Genomic DNA, 16,069 nt, shown 5'->3' on the forward strand with positions numbered 1-16,069 from the left:
TTGCAAACGTCTAAGGAATTGCCATGAAAGTACTGATCGTCCACGCCCATCCAGAGCCAAAATCCTTTACCGCCGCACTGCGTGACCAGGCGGTTGCCACCCTTGAAGCCCAGGGGCATGAGGTCCAGGTCAGCGACCTGTACGCCATGAACTGGAACCCGGTGGCCAGTAGCAATGACTTTTCTTCGCGGGAAAATCCGGAGTATCTGGTCTACGCGCTGGAGCAACGCCTGGGCGTGAAGAACCAGTCGCTGGCGGCGGATATCCAGTCTGAACTCGACAAGCTGTTGTGGGCGGATTTGTTGATCCTCAACTTCCCGATTTTTTGGTTCTCCGCCCCGGCCATGCTCAAGGGCTGGATCGACCGGGTGCTGGTGTCCGGCGTTTGTTATGGCGGCAAGCGCTTTTACGATCAGGGCGGGTTAAGCGGCAAGAAAGCCCTGGTAAGCGTAACCCTGGGCGGACGCGAGCACATGTTCGGTGACGGCGCGATTCACGGCCCGTTGCAGGATATGCTGCGGCCGATCTTGCGCGGCACCTTGTCCTACGTCGGGTTCGACGTTCTGGAACCGTTCGTGGCCTGGCATGTGCCTTACATCAGCGATGAGGCGCGTCAGGCGTTCCTGGAAGATTACCGCCTGCGCCTGGAGCACCTTGGCGACGAGCAACCGCTTGAGTTCCCGCGGTTGTCGCAGTTCGACGAGCAGCTGTATCCGTTGCGCCAACCGGCAGCCGCTGACGCCTGATCAGGAACCCACACCTTGTGGGAGCGAGCCTGCTCGCGATACGGTGTTTCATTCAACATCAATGCTGACCGACAGTCCGCTATCGCGAGCAAGCTCGCTCCCACATTAGGTTATGCGTGGATCTCACTGATGGGCTCGACGCAATTCCTTTCTATGCAGGTGTAGGTCACAACGCAAGGACGCGTAGCCCCTGACGAACACAGATGACGGCTGGCGGAAACCGTTGTAGCAGCTACCGAGCCTGCGAGGCTGCGTTCGAGGACGTAGTCCTCGCAAAGCCAACCGACGCGGTATGCCTGGAAGATCGCGCTGCCTGGTTTTGCGACGGCTGCGCCGCCGAACGCAGCCTCGCGCTGCTCGGCAGCTGCTACGGACTGCGTTGATCCTTCCTCAGCCGTTCACCCCCATTCGGGGTATGGCGCCGTTTCAGACGCTGGCAGTGTGCGCCACCGAACAGACATGGGCCGGTGGCTACTCCACTCTAGTGAAAAGTCGGCGGCTGCCAATCCTGCGGATTATCGGCTCGCCGCATCATGTACATCGCTGATATCGGAGTACAACCATGACAACCTCACTACGTTCGCTTCTGTTTATCGCTCTCACAACCCTGTCGCTGGCTTCAACAGGTTTGCTCAATACTGCAAGCGCCGCGACGGCCGCAGACCTGGACCAGGATTCCCGGCATGCCTTGCAAATCCTCTACAAAGCCAATCCGGTGGCCGAGACCATGTCGCGCACTGCCAAGGCTGTGCTGGTGTTCCCTAAAGTTATCAAGGCGGGCCTGGTGTTTGGTGGCAGTTATGGTGAAGGGGTCATGTTCAGCGGCTCAAAAGTAGACAGTTACTACAACACAGTGACCGGTTCATGGGGCTTGCAGGCGGGTGCCCAGTCCTATGCATATGCCGTGTTCCTGATGACTGACAAGGCGGTTAAGTATGTACGTGAGACCAAGGGCTGGGAAGTTGGCGTGGGCCCGACCGTCGTGCTGGTTGACCAAGGGCTGGCGAAAAACCTGTCGAGTTCTACCTTGAAGGACGATGCTTACGCGTTTGTCTTTGACCAGCAAGGCCTGATGGCGGGCGTCAGCATTGAAGGCACCAAGATTTCGCTGATCAAACGGTAAGTCCCCAAAACTACCGATTCAGAGCCAGAGCCCAGGCGTGCGCTTCAGCAGGAGTTGTCATGAATACCTTTACCATCGAAGGCTGGTGCAAAACCGGCGACGACAGTAAACCCTTGGCGTTGGGGGACATCCATTTCCACGTCAGCGTAGCCGATCATGTGCGTCTGGAGGCGGCGGAGGAGCGTCTGAACACGACCCAGGAAACTGAAGTCCTGGTGGATGTCGACATGAGCCTGATGACGTTGGAAATGCCGCCGGAGTGCGGCCCCTTATCCGACTGTCAGTTCCGTGTTTATTTGAGTAAACGTGGTGATCAGCGCGGGCAATTTCATTTGGTCGGGCATCGGGAGAGTGATGGCAGCCTGGTCTACAGCAATGCGGTGATGATCGATCAACTGGGTTAGAGAGGCTGCCTAAGGCAGTCTCTCCCAGACTTCCGTATTGGCTAACTCGCTGTCGGTCGCGTGTTTTGCGTGGCCGTTTATAGGGCTCAGCTCATAACTGCCAGCGGCTTCATAGGCGGCCAAGTAGCGTACGCCACTCAGCTTGTGAAGGTAGCGTAACAATGGATGGCATTGTGCGTTGATGCGCATTACCAGGGCGGAATCGGTCATTGTGTTCATGGTTTTGCCTGCTGCAGCGAAGGCTGCTCCGTTGTTATTTATATTCTGTTCCTGATCGTCACAACGTTCTGTACGCCATCACACACTGTGCAGCTTAAATAGAGCTAAAAGCGAAATAACAACGCCTGCGCCTCTGATCAACTAATCAATGACGATATGTGTGTTGCCGTACAGACCGTATCGGGTACTTGCGCCAATTTGGTGGCATGCAGCGCGCAGATCAGGGTCTCACTGCCTGCACTTAATCATTGACTTGCAGACTCAAGGAGAAACGCCATGAGCTTGGGAACCATACTGTTGATCTTGCTGATTGTGCTGCTATTTGGCGCCATTCCGACATGGCCGCACAGTCGAAGCTGGGGCTATGCGCCGAGCGGATTATTAGGCGTAGTCGTTATCGTCCTGATTGTGTTGCTGTTATTAGGGAGAATATGACGCCGATCGACAATGTCCTGACACCGGGGGCCCAGCGCTCAAGTGGTTGCGGTGAATAGGGGGGGAGAGATTCACCGTGGGAGAGCCCGACAGCATCAACTTCGCCTACCGCTATTTTCCGTCCTCGACCTGTCAATAAAACAATCCGCTCTCCGTGTACTAGCGCACAGACCCGATCCGGCCACTACGCGCAATCTGAATGACACGCAGATTGTTGCTGGTCATTTACTGGAGAACATATGAAAACCATCAAGATGTTCAGTCCTTCACTGACGCTTCCAAGACTCGCATTGGCCATGTTGTTGGGCTTGTCTCCCGTGGTGCTGTATGCCGCCACCGAAGAATCGGCCGACCTGTCGGTCGTACGGCTGGATCCGCAGGAGCAGAATGGAATCCACTATGTATCAGGCGGTATTGGCCTGGACGAGTCGAAGGCCTTGCTCCAGACCCAGGGCTACAACCTTCACATGACCTTTTCAACGGGTAAGGGTAATCAGTACCAAAGCAATGTCGACGTGGTGATCCAGAGCGAAAAAGGTAGCCCTCTGTTGTCGCTGAGTCAGGTCGGCCCCATCGTCTACGTTCAGTTACCGGCAAACAAATACCTGGTCATTGCCAGTTTTAATGGCCATGAAGAGCGCCACACCATTGCACTCGATGGTAAATCCATCGGAACGTTGAACTTACATTGGAGTGAATAGCGTGCAACCCGGCATTGCGTATAACGGCACGTTTCATGCCATGAGGCTGTTCAAGACAGACGAGCGGCCTCTCGCTGCACGCATGCTTGTCGGACAGCCTCTGGCGATGAACCTCAAGGCCCAATACACGCTGGACGTTGCGCAGGACACGTTGCGTAGCCAGTACGCTGCGGCAGAAGGCCGGGCGCTGTTCGCCGAGCAATTGATCGGGATTGTCAGTCACGATCTGCGCAATCCGTTGGCGGCGATAACAATGGCTTCGCAATTGCTCGGACGCCGTGACTTGCCTCCTAAACAAGCACAAATACTCGGCCACATCACGCACGCTGCAGAGCGCGCGCAGCGTCTGGTGGCGGACCTGTTGGACTTCACTCTGAGGCAAGTCGGGCGAGGCATCGCGGTTTCCCTCAAACCGGTTGATTTGCACACACTGGTGGGCGAATGCCTGGACGAGCTGAGTCTGGTGTCCCCTGGACACACGCTGACCCATCTCTGTGTCGGCCAAGGTCGTTTCAGCGCCGACAGTGATCGGCTCTACCAGCTGATTGGCAATCTGGTTGCCAATGCGATGGCCTATGGCACTGCCGAGGGTGGGATTACAGTGTCTTCGCGGTTTGAGGACCAGGTGATCATTGCCGTACACAACAGTGGTACGCCGATCCCCTCAGAGTTGCTCGACGACCTGTTCGAACCGATGATTCGCGGCAGTCACAATAACGCGCAGCTGCGCAGTGTCGGGCTCGGTTTGTTTATTGTGAGAGAGATCGTCAGGGCGCATCACGGCGATGTCGGGGTGACCTCCTCGATAGAAGGCGGTACCACGTTCACCGCGACGTTCCCCTTGCCTCGATAGCCGCGTCATAGAGGGCTCGAGTGGGTGTCGCTATAGCACTCGCATGACGCTGCCTCCAATCCCTTGCGGTCAAGAATCGTGATTTCACCACGGGCGTAGCGGATCAATCCACGCTGTTGCAGCGCGCCGGCGGCCAGCGTCACGCCACTGCGCTGAACACCGAGCATGTTCGCCAGGGACACATGGGTCAGATGAAAGTGGTTGGCGTGCGCACGATCGTGGGTCATCAGCAACCAGCGCGCCAGGCGTGGCCCGATCTCATGAAAATGGGTACAGGCGGCGGTTTGAGCGAGCTGCATCATCTGCACATACAGGTACTGATTGAGCCGGCGCAACAACAAAGGGCTCTCGCGCAGTGCGACCTGCAGCTGTAAGCCATTCATCCTCAGACAGGTGCCGGCACCTTGCACCACGGCGCGCATGGGTGCGGTATTAACCCCCAGAGCAAGCGTCGCCCCGAGCATCCCTTCGTTACCGATCAGGCTCAGTTGAAGAGGCGGGTGGCTGTACAGCGTCACCACTTGAGAAATGAACGCTGTTTGCGGGAAGTACACATGCAGGATCGGATGACCCGGCTCACACAGGACGGTGCCAAAGGTCAGTTCAACGTTATCGCACTGCGCCTCCAGCCGGCCGTAGTCAATTTTCGACAGCCCCTGAAGTAGTCGGTTTTCTACTGGCTGCCCTGGTGTATGTGGCACACGAACGTCCTGCAGCACAGTGGGCCCGGATTGGGCGGGACAGGTGCCGAGCCGTCTCATGCTTTAAGTGTGGGCGACGCCGACAGGGCGGTCTGTTCGCTAGAACACGCAAGCGCCGGTCGGTGACAGTCAGCAAGCGGGCTTTAACGGAACGTAGGGCAGCAGGCGCTCGGTTTCCTTTCTGACCACGGCGTAGCACTCGCAGCTGAGTTTCTCGAGCGAGTCCCTGTCCAGCACCTTGATGTGGCCACGGCTGTACTCGATAACGCCCAGGCGTTGCAGCTTGCCGGCGGCATCGGTCACGCCTTCGCGGCGGACACCGAGCATGTTGGCGATCAGTTCCTGGGTCATGATCAGTTGATTGTCTTGCAGGCGATCGAGGGACAGCAGCAACCAGCGGCACAATTGCTGATCAATCGAGTGGTGGCGGTTGCACACGGCGGTCTGGGCCATCTGCGTGATCAACGCCTGGGTGTAGCGCAACATCAACAGGAGCATCTCCCCGTGGCGGTTGAACTCGTCCTTGAGTCGCTGGCCGGGCAACCGGAAGGCATGCCCGGCGCTCTGGACAATCGCCCGGCTGGGCGTGCTTTCACCGCCCATGAAGACAGCGATGCCGATCAAGCCTTCATTGCCGACGACTGAAATTTCCGCCGATGCGCCGTTTTCCATTACGTACAGCAGGGATACGATGGCGTCGGTAGGGAAGTAGACATACCGCAGAGCATCGCCAGACTCGTAAAGCACCTTGCCGAGCGGCAGGGTGATCAGTTCGAGGTAGGGCAGCAAGCGCTCCCGCGATTGCGTGGGAAGGGCCGCCAGCAGATGGTTCTGTTGTGGTTTTGGAGCATCACGCATATCCGTCACCGTCCGAAGGTGAGAGACCCAATACCTACAGATTAATCCATGGGGCGCTGTGTACATCGCTGCTCGAAACCGTCCGTCGGTTTTGCTGTGCATCCATGCTACGCGCTCAAACCTGGGCCTGAACAGACGACGGCTCTAGAGCCGGCCGTGGTAAGCCGCGTCGAAAATCTCAGCCGCGCCACTTCGTGTCAATGGCAATGGGTTGCCGCAAGCACAGGGGTCGACAATCGCCATGTCCGCGATCAGGTCGGCCTGTCGATCATCCACCCCCAGCTCAAACAGCGTATGCGGCACACCGATGTCCTTGCGCAACTTGAGGACGAAGGCCAGGAAGCTGTCGAAGCCAGGGGAGGGCAGGCGCAGATAAGCCGCCAGGCGGGTGATGCGTTCCTCGATGGCCGGGCGATTGAACTTCAGGACATAGGGCATGAAGGTGGCGTTGGTCATGCCGTGATGGGTGTCGTACAGGGCGCCCACCGGATGTGAGAGTGCATGCATCCCGCCCAGACCTTTCTGGAAGGCGGTGGCGCCCATCGCAGCCGCTGCGAGCATTTCCGCGCGCGCCTCAAGGTCCGAGGGTGTGCGGACTGCCCGCACCAGGGCATTGGCCACCAGGCGCATGCCTTCTACCGCGATGCCTTCGGCCATGGGGTGAAAACCGGGGGCGCAGTACGACTCCAGGCAGTGCGCAAACGCATCCATGCCCGTGCCGGCGGTGACCTTTGCCGGCATGCCGACGGTGAGGGCCGGGTCGCTGATGACCACACGCGGCATCATCTTCGGATGGAAGATGATGCGTTTGGTGTGCGTACGCTCGTCGATGATCACCGCCGCACGCCCCACCTCGGACCCGGTACCGGCAGTGGTGGGTACCGCAATGATCGGGGCGATGCTGCCTTCGTCGGCGCGTGTCCAGTAGTCGCCGATGTCTTCGAAATCCCAAACCGGTCGGGTCTGGCCACTCATGAAGGCGATGAGTTTGCCCATATCCAGCCCGCTGCCACCGCCGAAGGCGACCACGCCATCGTGTTTTCCGTCACGCCAGGCGTCGAGCCCACCCGCCAGGTTGGCCTCGACCGGATTGGGCTTGAGGTCGCAAAACAGCGCTACGCCGAGACCGGCGGCACGTAAGGATTCGAGCGCCGCCGTGGTGATCGGGGCACGCGCCAGGCCACTGTCGGTGACCAGCAACGGTCGCTGGATGCCTTGACTGCGGCAGGTGTCGGCCAGTTCGGCGATGCGGCCCACACCGAAGTGGATGCTCGTGGGGTAGTTCCAGTTCGCGGTCAGGCTCATGGCTCAGATCTCATGGCGCAGATGGAAGGATTTTGCTCGGGTCAGGTGTTCGTAACCGATGCGAGACAGCGATACGCCGCGCCCGCTGTTCTTCACCCCGGTCCAGGCCAAGGCCGGGTCCAGGTAATCGCAACGGTTCATGAATACGGTACCGGTGGCGATCTCGTTGCCTATGCGTTCGGCGGCGGCGAGATCCTCGGTCCAAATGGACGCGCTGAGCCCGAACTCGCTGTCGTTCATCAAGGCGATGGCCTCTTCGTCGCTGGCAACCGGCATGATGCCGACCACCGGACCGAAGCTTTCCTCACGCATCACCGACATGTGATGGGTGACATCGACTAACACCTGCGGCGCGAGGTAGGCGCTACCCGGCGCGTCCGCGGGGAAGGTCTGTGGATCGATCAGTGCTGTGGCGCCCTTCGACAGTGCATCGGCGATCTGCCCGCGAACGAATTCAGCGGCGCTCGGTGTGACCAGCGGGCCGAGGGTGGTGGTTTCGTCCAGCGGGTTGCCCAGCACGTATTGGCGGGTCAGGGCGACGAAGCGCTCGACAAACGTCGGGTAAATTTTTTGATCGACATAGATACGTTCAACGGCGCAACAGCTTTGCCCGGAATTGAAGAAGCTGCCGTCCACCAGGTTTTCCACCGCATGCTCAAGGTTGGCGTCTGCGCGGACGTAGGCCGGGTCTTTGCCGCCGAGTTCCAGGCCCAAGCCGAGAAAATGTCCCATGGCGGCGCGTTCCATGGCTTTACCGGCGCCGACCGAGCCGGTGAAGTTCACCTGCTGCACCCGTCCAGAGGCAATGATCCCGGCGGTCTGCTGATGATCGAGCAGCAGGTTATAGAACAGTCCTTCGGGCAGGTTGGCGTGGCGAAAGGCCTCGGCAAACCGTTCGCCGACCAGCAGTGATTGCGAAGCGTGCTTGAGGATGACGCTGTTACCGGCCATCAGCGCCGGAATAATCGTATTGACCGCCGTCAGGTAGGGGTAATTCCAGGGAGCGACTACCAGCACCGTGCCCAGCGGTTCACGTTTGATATACCGTCGAAAACCTGCGACAGGCATGGGTTCTACCGCTGCCAACGCTTCTGGTGCAATGGCGATCATATGGCGGGCACGCTCTTCGAAACCGCGCAGCTCACCGGCGCCAAAACGCACCGGGCGGCCCATCTGCCAGGCCAGTTCCGGCACGATGTCGGCCTGCATGGCCAGCATCGCGTCCACGGCGGCGCTGCATAAGGCGGCGCGTTCGCTCAGTGGCCGGCGCGTCCATAACGCCTGGGCGGCTGCGGCAGCCGTCAGAGCCTGCTCGATCTGCGTTGTATCGGCGCAGCGGCGTTCGGCGTAGACCCGGCCATCGATCGGGGAGATGAGTTGAATCATTGAAGTCATGGCTGCCTCAATAATGGATTGCTCAATAGCGCTCAAAACCGCGTTGCAGTTCCCAGTCGGTGATCCGCCGGTCGTACTCTTTCTGCTCCCATTCGGCGGTGTGCACGTAGTGGTCGACCACTTCATCACCGAACGCCTCGCGCAACATGCTCGAAGTCTTGAGCGCGGCGCAGGCATCGCGCAGGGTCTTCGACACTTGCGGCAAGTGCTCGTCGAGGTAGGCATCGCCCTCGAAGGGCGGCGCCAGGCTGAGCGTCTCGTCGATACCGGCCAGACCCGCGGCGATCAAGGCGGCGAAGGCCAGATAAGGGTTGAGGTCGGCGCCGCCGATGCGACATTCGATACGGATGGCTTTGCTGCCTTCGGCGCACAGACGAAAGCCTGCGGTGCGATTGTCCCGACTCCAGACCGCCCGGGTCGGCGCGAAGGTGCCGGCCTGGAAGCGCTTGTACGAGTTGATGTAAGGCGCGAGAAAACAGGTGATGTCATTGGCGTATTTGAGCTGCCCGGCCACCCAGGAACGCATCAGCTTCGACATGCCAAACTCGGCCTTGGGATCAAAGAACAGCGGCTTTTTGGCATTCTTGTCCCACAACGAGTTGTGGATATGGCTGCTGGACCCGGCGGCGTCATAGCGCCACTTGGCCATGAACGTGATCGCCTTGCCCTGCAATTGCGCGATCTCTTTGCAGGCATGCTTGATGATGACGTGGTGGTCGGCCATGGTCAGGGCATCGGCATAACGGATGTTGATTTCTTCCTGGCCCGGGCCCCATTCACCCTTGGAGTTTTCCACGGGAATGCCGGATGCCTGCAAATACTTGCGAATCGCCCGCAGCACCGGCTCCTCGCGAGTGGTTTGCAGGATGTTGTAATCCTCGATGTAGTGGCCAGCGGTTTTCGGCTTGTGGTAGTTGCGCGCGTGGATGGCCTCATAACTCTCGTCGAACAGATAGAACTCCAGCTCAGAGGCGAACATGCCGCTGTAGCCGCGCTCGCGCAGCCGCTCGATCTGCTTTTTCAGGATGGCTCGCGGACTGTGCGGCAGGTCCCGCCGATGGTGATGGTCGAGCACATCGCAGAGTACCAGCGCTGTGCATTCCAGCCACGGCACACGACGCAACGTGGCCATGTCGGGCTTTAGCACAAAGTCGCCATAGCCTTTGCTCCAGCTGGCCGCCGCGTAACCCGGCACCGGCTCCATGTCGATATCGTCGGCCAGCAGGTAATTGCAGCAGTGGGTTTCTTCATGGCCGCTGTCGATGAAAAACTCGACCTGGAATCGCTTGCCCACCAGTCGTCCCTGCATATCGACCATGCAGACCAATACGGTATCGATCTCACCGGAGGCGGCGGCGCGCTTGAGTGCTTCGAAACTGAGGAGGGGCTCGGTCATCACGTCAGTCCTGCGTGAAAGGGTTGGGCCTGTCTGAAATAGCGGCTGTACGCAATACCTGTAAATACCTGTAAATACCCGTAGGAGCTGCCGCAGGCTGCGATCTGTTGATCTTGGCGTCCGTCCAGACAGAAAATCAAAAGATCGCAGCCTGCGGCAGCTCCTACGGCGAACGCATACACCCGTGAAAGCTTAGCCTACTGCTGCTCGATCGGATCCTGACGAATCGGCAGCAGATCCAGCACCTAAAATGACACTCAAGAGGGATCGCGCCATGAGTGAGTTCGTCAAGGTCGCCTGCGTGGGTGATATCGAACCGGGTAACGGCATAACCGTTAACCTTGAGGGCACGCCTGTCGCACTGTTCAATGTCGATGGCCGGTATTTCGCCATCCACAACACCTGCCCACACGAAGACGGCTCGCTGGGGGAGGGAATACTGTGCGACAACGTGGTGATCTGCCCGGTTCACGCCTACGAGTTCGACGTGACCAGCGGCGAGTGCCTCACAGAACCGGCTTATCGAGTCGAGCAATTTGAGGTCCGGGTGGACGGCAACGACATCCTGTTACGGCAATCGTCGGATGTTTGAACGTCGGGTCGCAAGGAATAGGGAAGGAGTATAGTTAAACGATCACATCGTCCTGCCCAAAGCAGGAGGCATCAGCGATGAGCACCGACAATGCCAGGATCCGCGAACTCAGCAACCGGGCCTACAAGTATGGCTTTGTCTCTGATTTTGAGAGCGACGCGGCCCCGCGCGGGCTCAACGAAGATGTCATCCGCCTGATCTCGGCGAAAAAGAACGAGCCGCAATGGCTGCTGGACTGGCGCCTGAAGGCGTATCGCCACTGGCTATTGATGCGCGAGCCCACCTGGCAGAACGTCCACTTCGATCCCATCGACTACCAGGACATCATCTATTACTCGGCGCCCAAGCCGAAAACGCCGGGGCCCAATAGTCTTGACGAGGTCGATCCCGAGCTGCGCGAGATGTTTGGCAAACTCGGCATCTCGCTCGCCGAGCAGGAGCGCCTGACTGGTGTGGCGGTGGATGCGGTGGTCGATTCGGTCTCGGTGGCGACCACCTTCAAGCACAAACTCGCTGAGGTTGGCGTGATTTTCTGCTCCTTCTCCGAGGCCGTGCAGAACCATCCGGAACTGGTGCGCAAATACCTTGGTTCGGTCGTGCCCTACAGCGACAACTTCTTCGCCACACTGAACTCGGCGGTGTTTTCCGATGGCTCTTTCTGCTACGTGCCCAAGGGCGTGCGCTGCCCGATGGAACTGTCGACGTATTTTCGCATCAATGCCGCGGACACCGGCCAGTTCGAGCGCACGCTGATCGTCGCTGAGGAGGGCGCCTACGTGAGCTACCTCGAAGGCTGCACCGCACCGATGCGCGACAATAATCAGCTGCATGCGGCGGTGGTCGAGCTGGTCGCGCTGGATAACGCCCAGATCAAGTACGCCACGGTGCAGAACTGGTACCCGGGCGATGCGCAAGGACGCGGCGGTATCTTCAATTTCGTCACCAAACGCGGCAAGTGCGCAGGTGCGCACTCAAAGATTTCCTGGACTCAGGTCGAAACCGGCTCCGCGATCACCTGGAAGTATCCGGGGGTGATTCTCCAGGGTGATTATTCGGTCGGCGAGTTCTATTCGGTCGCGATGACGGCCAATTACCAGCAGGCGGACACCGGCACCAAGATGATCCACATCGGCCGGCACACGCGCAGCACCATCCTCTCCAAGGGAATTTCTACCGGTCATGGCCAGAACACCTACCGCGGCCTGGTGAAAATCCAGAAAGCCGCGACCGGTGCGCGCAACCATACGCAGTGTGACTCGCTGCTGCTGGGCAGCCAGTGTGGCGCGCACACGTTTCCTTATATCGACGTGAAGAACCCCAGCGCCCAGGTCGAGCATGAGGCCTCGACCTCGAAGATCAGCGACGAGCAGCTCTTTTACTGCCGACAGCGCGGCATCAGCGCGGAGGACGCGGTGCCGATGATCGTCAACGGCTTCTGTCGCGAGGTGCTGAAAGAACTGCCGATGGAGTTCGCGGTAGAAGCCCAGAAACTGCTGGGTGTGAGCCTGGAGGGCTGCGTGGGCTGAGGCCCGGGGTGGAGCATGCTTGAGATCAACAATCTGCACGCCAGTGTCGAAGGCCGTGAAATCCTGCGGGGCATCACGCTGCGGGTTGAAGCGGGCGAGGTGCACGCGATCATGGGGCCGAATGGCTCCGGCAAAAGCACGCTGGCCCAGGTCCTCGCGGGCCTTGAGACTTACGAGGTCAGCGGCGAGGTGCTCTATGACGGCCAGAACCTGCTCGCCATGACGCCGGAAGCGCGGGCGGTCGCGGGGATTTTCCTGGCGTTTCAGTACCCGGTTGAAATCCCCGGCGTCGGCAACCTCTACTTTCTGCGCACGGCCCTCAACGCCGTGCGCAAGCAGCGCGGGCTGGAGGAGCTCGATGCGCTGGATTTCCTGGCGCTCGCCAAGGAGCGCATGGCGCTGGTCGAGATGGATCAGCGCTTCATGAACCGCTCGGTGAACGTGGACTTCTCGGGTGGCGAGAAGAAGCGCAACGAAATTTTCCAGATGGCGATTCTCGAACCCAGGCTGGCGATCCTCGATGAGACCGACTCGGGCCTCGACATCGACGCGCTGCGAATCGTTGCGGCCGGCGTCAACGCGCTGCGGAGCAAGGACCGCGCACTGCTGGTGATCACCCACTATCAACGATTGCTCGATTACATCGTCCCGGATCGCGTGCACGTCATGGCCAACGGCCGGATCGTCCAGTCCGGCGGCAAGGCGCTGGCTGTCGAGCTGGAAAAACACGGCTATGCGAGCTATGAGCAGGACTCTGCCGCGCCCGGAGCCAGGCCATGAACACCGCGGCGTTCCTCGCGCAGCTCACCCCCAGCGCTGACGTTCGGCATCCTGCCTGGCTGCACGCGTTGCGTCGCGCAGCGTTGCAGTGGGTGACCGACCAAGGCTTTCCCACGGCCAAGGACGAAGCCTGGAAGCACACGCGAGTCGCGCCGATCCTGGAAGTCCCTTTCCAGCCAGCCAGGCCGGGCGCGAGTCGGGACCTGTCCGCGACCAGCGTCGAACGACTTGCCGGCGACTACGGCAGCGTGCGACTGGTCTTCGTCAACGGTTATTTCGCCGCTGAACTGTCGGTTCTTGAAGGGCTGCCTCCAGGCACCCAGGTGTGCCCTTTTGCGACACTGCTGAGCGCCGACAACGGGGTGCTCGAAAGCCTGTTCGCACATGCGTTTCGCTCACAGCCGCAAGCCTTTCCGGCGCTGAATGCGGCGCTCGCCGAGGACGGGGCGTGGGTGCAGATACCTGCCCACACGACGGTCGAAGCACCGATCCATCTGGTGTTCCTCTCGGCGCCGGGCGTCACGCCGCAGGTGGCACATCCGCGCGTCCTGGTGCGGGTGGGGGCAGGGAGCCGGGCGATCGTGGTGGAAAGCCACGTCGGCAGTGGGGATGAGGTCTACCTGAGTAACGCTGTCAGCGAGGTGGTGCTCGACGCGGACGCTGTACTTGAATATTACACGGTGCAGAACGAGAGCACGGCGGCGTTCCATGTCGCGCTGCTCAGCGTGCGCCAGGCTCAGGGCAGTCACTTCGCTTCGCACTCTTTTGCACTGGGCGCGACGCTGGCGCGGCAGGAGGTGCGCGTTGTACTCGAAGGCCCCGGCGCGGAGGTCGCGCTGAACGGTCTGTACCTGCCACAAGGCCAGCAGCACCTGGACAACCAGACGACCATCGAGCATCTGGCACCGCGTTGCACCAGCCGCGAACTCTATAAGGGCGTGATCGATGATCGTGGGCATGCGGTCTTTGACGGGCGGATCATCGTGCGACCGGGTGCGATGAAGACCGATGCCAGCCAGACCAACAAGAATCTGTTGTTGGCGACGTCGGCCCAGGTCAACACCCAGCCACGGCTGGAGATCTTCGCCGATGACGTCAAGTGCGCTCACGGTGCCGCCGTTGGCCAACTGGATGAGCAGGCTATTTTCTATCTGCGCTCACGGGGAATTGCGCTGGCGGCGGCGCGATCGGTGCTGATCTTTGCGTTTGTCAGCGAAATGCTTGAGCTCATCCGGCTGGAGCCGCTGCGTGAGCAGGTGGAGCGACGGGTCGCCGCGCAATTGCGGGGGCGGGAGGTGTCGGCATGAGTGACCTCGAAAACCGCCTTCAAGGGCTGTCAAAACCGCTCGACCTTGCGCCAGGCTACGATGTCGAACGTGTGCGTCAGGCGTTTCCGATCCTCGCGGAGATGATCTACGGCAAGCCGCTGATTTACCTCGACAGTGCCGCGACCAGCCAGAAGCCGCAGGCGGTCATCGATGCCATGTCGCACTTCTTTTTGAAGGAGAACGCCAACGTGCATCGTGGCGTGCACTACCTCTCGGTGCGCGCCACCGAGGAGTATGAGAAGGCTCGGGCCAAGGTCCAGGGCTTCCTCAATGCCGAGCATGTCGAAGAGATCGTCTTCGTCCGCGGCACGACCGAAGCGGTCAATCTCGTGGCGCAAACCTACGGCAAGACTCAGGTTCATGCCGGTGACGAGGTGCTGATCACTGCGATGGAGCACCATTCGAATATCGTGCCTTGGCAGATGCTCTGCGAGCAGACCGGTGCCCGGCTGCGGGTGGCGCCTATCAACGACGCTGGCGAACTGCTGCTCGATGAGCTGAAACGGCTGATCGGACCCAGGACCCGGCTGGTGGCGGTCACTCATGTCTCAAATGTGCTGGGCACCCTCAATCCGATCCGGCGCATTGTCGAACTGGCCCACGCCCAAGGCGTACGCGTGTTGGTCGACGGTGCCCAGGCGGCGCCTCACCTCAAGGTCGACGTGCGAGCACTAGGCTGTGACTTTTATGCGCTGTCGGGCCACAAGATGTACGGCCCCACCGGCATCGGCGTGCTCTACGGTCGGCACGAACTGCTCGAAAGCATGCCGCCCTATCAGGGCGGCGGCGACATGATCCTCTCGGTCAGCTTCGAGAAGACCGTCTACAACAAGCCACCGTACAAGTTTGAAGCGGGGACGCCGAACATGGCCGGCGCTATCGGCCTCGGCGCGGCGATCGACTTTCTCGCTGAACTGGGGCCAGAGGCCGTTGCTGCCCACGAGCAGGGCGTGCTGACCTACGCAACGAAGGCGCTGATGACGGTGCCCGACCTCAGGCTGATCGGTACGGCAGCGGAGAAAGTCGGCGTCCTCTCGTTTGTCCTCGAGGGCATCCACCCGCATGATATCGGTACCATTCTCGACCGCGAAGGGATCGCGATTCGCACCGGGCACCACTGCGCACAGCCCTTGATGAACCGTTTTGGTGTGGCCGCCACGGCGCGCGCCTCGCTCGGCTGCTACAGCACCGAGCGCGATATCGATGCGCTGGTGGCAGGTCTGGCCAAGGTTCAGGAGGTGTTCCGATGAGCCACGATGAGCTGCGCGATCTTTACCAGGACGTCGTCATCGACCACGGCAAGCGGCCGCGTAACTTCCGCCAGATCGAGGACGCTACCTGTATGGCGGAAGGCTTCAATCCGCTGTGCGGCGATCAGCTCAGGATTTACCTCAAGCTTGCGGACGGCGTGATCGAGGACATCAGCTTTCAGGGGGCCGGCTGCGCCATCTCCCAAGCCTCGGCTTCCCTGATGACCCTGGCGGTGAAGGGGAAAAAGCCGGAGGAAGCGCAGGCACTCTTTGTCCGTGTGCATACGTTGCTCACCGAAGGGCCAAACGCCCAGGTGACGCCCGTTGAGCTCGGTAAACTCGCGGTGCTTTCGGGTGTCTGGGAGTTTCCGGTACGGATCAAGTGCGCCACCCTGGCCTGGTACACATTGCGCAGTGCCCTCGAAGGCGATCGCTCACAGGTCTCGACGGAGTAATC

At 60.2% G+C, this 16,069-nt stretch carries 18 protein-coding genes; 12 read left to right on the plus strand and 6 right to left on the minus strand.

The genetic code is table 11. The features are described from left to right. Positions 1-23: 23 nt before the first annotated feature. The 3 genes from BLL42_RS26955 to BLL42_RS26970 all read left to right on the plus strand — a co-directional run bounded on the left by BLL42_RS26955 (position 24) and on the right by BLL42_RS26970 (position 2,273). Complete coding sequence (locus BLL42_RS26955) at positions 24-746, plus strand: NAD(P)H-dependent oxidoreductase (RefSeq protein WP_071555601.1); 723 nt, start codon at positions 24-26, stop codon at positions 744-746. 562 nt (positions 747-1,308) lie between these two features. Next, positions 1,309-1,869 carry a lipid-binding SYLF domain-containing protein gene (locus tag BLL42_RS26965; protein ID WP_071555603.1) on the plus strand — a complete coding sequence of 187 codons (561 nt, stop codon included), beginning with the start codon at positions 1,309-1,311 and terminating at the stop codon, positions 1,867-1,869. Between the two features lie 59 nt (positions 1,870-1,928). Beyond that, positions 1,929-2,273 (plus strand): hypothetical protein, encoded by a 345-nt coding sequence (locus BLL42_RS26970; RefSeq protein WP_071555604.1) that lies wholly within the window; start codon positions 1,929-1,931, stop codon positions 2,271-2,273. A gap of 9 nt (positions 2,274-2,282) precedes the next feature. Here BLL42_RS26970 and BLL42_RS26975 read toward each other — a convergent pair whose 3' ends face one another. Continuing rightward, positions 2,283-2,492: a hypothetical protein gene (locus BLL42_RS26975; RefSeq protein ID WP_236721940.1), complete on the minus strand. Its 210-nt coding sequence runs from the start codon at positions 2,490-2,492 to the stop codon at positions 2,283-2,285. A gap of 276 nt (positions 2,493-2,768) precedes the next feature. Between BLL42_RS26975 and BLL42_RS26980 the strand changes: the two genes are divergently transcribed. From BLL42_RS26980 to BLL42_RS26990, 3 genes are all read left to right on the plus strand, one after another. Continuing rightward, positions 2,769-2,927 carry a DUF3309 family protein gene (locus BLL42_RS26980; RefSeq protein ID WP_071555606.1) on the plus strand — a complete coding sequence of 53 codons (159 nt, stop codon included), beginning with the start codon at positions 2,769-2,771 and terminating at the stop codon, positions 2,925-2,927. A gap of 239 nt (positions 2,928-3,166) precedes the next feature. Beyond that, the gene (locus BLL42_RS26985; protein WP_081427343.1) at positions 3,167-3,628 is read left to right on the plus strand and encodes a hypothetical protein; all 462 of its coding nucleotides are present in this window, start codon (positions 3,167-3,169) and stop codon (positions 3,626-3,628) included. 1 nt (position 3,629) lies between these two features. Continuing rightward, on the plus strand, positions 3,630-4,481 hold the full coding sequence (locus tag BLL42_RS26990; RefSeq protein ID WP_236721941.1) for a sensor histidine kinase: 852 nt from the start codon (positions 3,630-3,632) through the stop codon (positions 4,479-4,481). A gap of 5 nt (positions 4,482-4,486) precedes the next feature. Here BLL42_RS26990 and BLL42_RS26995 read toward each other — a convergent pair whose 3' ends face one another. The 5 genes from BLL42_RS26995 to BLL42_RS27015 form a co-directional block, all read right to left on the minus strand. Next, a complete protein-coding gene (locus tag BLL42_RS26995; protein ID WP_071555607.1) occupies positions 4,487-5,182 on the minus strand; it encodes a Crp/Fnr family transcriptional regulator in 696 nt (231 codons plus the stop codon). Positions 5,183-5,311: 129 nt separating this feature from the next. Next, complete coding sequence (locus BLL42_RS27000) at positions 5,312-6,040, minus strand: Crp/Fnr family transcriptional regulator (protein WP_071555608.1); 729 nt, start codon at positions 6,038-6,040, stop codon at positions 5,312-5,314. Between the two features lie 144 nt (positions 6,041-6,184). Continuing rightward, positions 6,185-7,345: an iron-containing alcohol dehydrogenase gene (locus tag BLL42_RS27005; RefSeq protein ID WP_071555609.1), complete on the minus strand. Its 1,161-nt coding sequence runs from the start codon at positions 7,343-7,345 to the stop codon at positions 6,185-6,187. A gap of 3 nt (positions 7,346-7,348) precedes the next feature. Further along, positions 7,349-8,740 (minus strand): aldehyde dehydrogenase family protein, encoded by a 1,392-nt coding sequence (locus tag BLL42_RS27010; RefSeq protein WP_071555610.1) that lies wholly within the window; start codon positions 8,738-8,740, stop codon positions 7,349-7,351. 22 nt (positions 8,741-8,762) lie between these two features. Continuing rightward, positions 8,763-10,136 carry a glutamine synthetase family protein gene (locus BLL42_RS27015; protein ID WP_071555611.1) on the minus strand — a complete coding sequence of 458 codons (1,374 nt, stop codon included), beginning with the start codon at positions 10,134-10,136 and terminating at the stop codon, positions 8,763-8,765. 274 nt (positions 10,137-10,410) lie between these two features. Between BLL42_RS27015 and BLL42_RS27020 the strand changes: the two genes are divergently transcribed. From BLL42_RS27020 to sufU, 6 genes are all read left to right on the plus strand, one after another. Further along, positions 10,411-10,728: a Rieske (2Fe-2S) protein gene (locus BLL42_RS27020; protein WP_071555612.1), complete on the plus strand. Its 318-nt coding sequence runs from the start codon at positions 10,411-10,413 to the stop codon at positions 10,726-10,728. A gap of 77 nt (positions 10,729-10,805) precedes the next feature. Continuing rightward, positions 10,806-12,254 carry a Fe-S cluster assembly protein SufB gene (gene sufB, locus BLL42_RS27025; protein ID WP_071555613.1) on the plus strand — a complete coding sequence of 483 codons (1,449 nt, stop codon included), beginning with the start codon at positions 10,806-10,808 and terminating at the stop codon, positions 12,252-12,254. Positions 12,255-12,269: 15 nt separating this feature from the next. Beyond that, the gene (sufC, locus tag BLL42_RS27030; RefSeq protein ID WP_071555614.1) at positions 12,270-13,034 is read left to right on the plus strand and encodes a Fe-S cluster assembly ATPase SufC; all 765 of its coding nucleotides are present in this window, start codon (positions 12,270-12,272) and stop codon (positions 13,032-13,034) included. Then, on the plus strand, positions 13,031-14,341 hold the full coding sequence (sufD, locus tag BLL42_RS27035) for a Fe-S cluster assembly protein SufD (RefSeq protein ID WP_071555615.1): 1,311 nt from the start codon (positions 13,031-13,033) through the stop codon (positions 14,339-14,341). Before sufC ends, sufD begins: the two co-directional genes overlap by 4 nt. Beyond that, positions 14,338-15,612, plus strand: coding sequence for a cysteine desulfurase (locus BLL42_RS27040; protein WP_071555616.1), 1,275 nt, complete (start codon positions 14,338-14,340; stop codon positions 15,610-15,612). The genes sufD and BLL42_RS27040 overlap by 4 nt, the downstream gene beginning before the upstream one ends. Further along, positions 15,609-16,067, plus strand: a complete 459-nt coding sequence (gene sufU / locus BLL42_RS27045; RefSeq protein ID WP_071555617.1) for a Fe-S cluster assembly sulfur transfer protein SufU — start codon at positions 15,609-15,611, stop codon at positions 16,065-16,067. Before BLL42_RS27040 ends, sufU begins: the two co-directional genes overlap by 4 nt. Positions 16,068-16,069 lie beyond the last annotated feature (2 nt).

The sequence above is a fragment of the Pseudomonas frederiksbergensis genome (genome assembly GCF_001874645.1).
In the GTDB taxonomy this organism is placed as follows: Bacteria; Pseudomonadota; Gammaproteobacteria; order Pseudomonadales; family Pseudomonadaceae; genus Aquipseudomonas; species Aquipseudomonas frederiksbergensis_B.

Coding starts and splice junctions, on each gene's coding strand:
- BLL42_RS26955 (WP_071555601.1), top strand. CDS start 24: ATGAAAGTACTGATCGTCCACGCCCATCCAGAGCCAAAATCCTTTACC.
- BLL42_RS26965 (WP_071555603.1), top strand. CDS start 1,309: ATGACAACCTCACTACGTTCGCTTCTGTTTATCGCTCTCACAACCCTG.
- BLL42_RS26970 (WP_071555604.1), top strand. CDS start 1,929: ATGAATACCTTTACCATCGAAGGCTGGTGCAAAACCGGCGACGACAGT.
- BLL42_RS26975 (WP_236721940.1), bottom strand. CDS start 2,492: ATGAACACAATGACCGATTCCGCCCTGGTAATGCGCATCAACGCACAA.
- BLL42_RS26980 (WP_071555606.1), top strand. CDS start 2,769: ATGAGCTTGGGAACCATACTGTTGATCTTGCTGATTGTGCTGCTATTT.
- BLL42_RS26985 (WP_081427343.1), top strand. CDS start 3,167: ATGAAAACCATCAAGATGTTCAGTCCTTCACTGACGCTTCCAAGACTC.
- BLL42_RS27000 (WP_071555608.1), bottom strand. CDS start 6,040: ATGCGTGATGCTCCAAAACCACAACAGAACCATCTGCTGGCGGCCCTT.
- BLL42_RS27005 (WP_071555609.1), bottom strand. CDS start 7,345: ATGAGCCTGACCGCGAACTGGAACTACCCCACGAGCATCCACTTCGGT.
- BLL42_RS27010 (WP_071555610.1), bottom strand. CDS start 8,740: ATGACTTCAATGATTCAACTCATCTCCCCGATCGATGGCCGGGTCTAC.
- BLL42_RS27015 (WP_071555611.1), bottom strand. CDS start 10,136: ATGACCGAGCCCCTCCTCAGTTTCGAAGCACTCAAGCGCGCCGCCGCC.
- BLL42_RS27020 (WP_071555612.1), top strand. CDS start 10,411: ATGAGTGAGTTCGTCAAGGTCGCCTGCGTGGGTGATATCGAACCGGGT.
- sufB (WP_071555613.1), top strand. CDS start 10,806: ATGAGCACCGACAATGCCAGGATCCGCGAACTCAGCAACCGGGCCTAC.
- sufC (WP_071555614.1), top strand. CDS start 12,270: ATGCTTGAGATCAACAATCTGCACGCCAGTGTCGAAGGCCGTGAAATC.
- sufD (WP_071555615.1), top strand. CDS start 13,031: ATGAACACCGCGGCGTTCCTCGCGCAGCTCACCCCCAGCGCTGACGTT.
- BLL42_RS27040 (WP_071555616.1), top strand. CDS start 14,338: ATGAGTGACCTCGAAAACCGCCTTCAAGGGCTGTCAAAACCGCTCGAC.
- sufU (WP_071555617.1), top strand. CDS start 15,609: ATGAGCCACGATGAGCTGCGCGATCTTTACCAGGACGTCGTCATCGAC.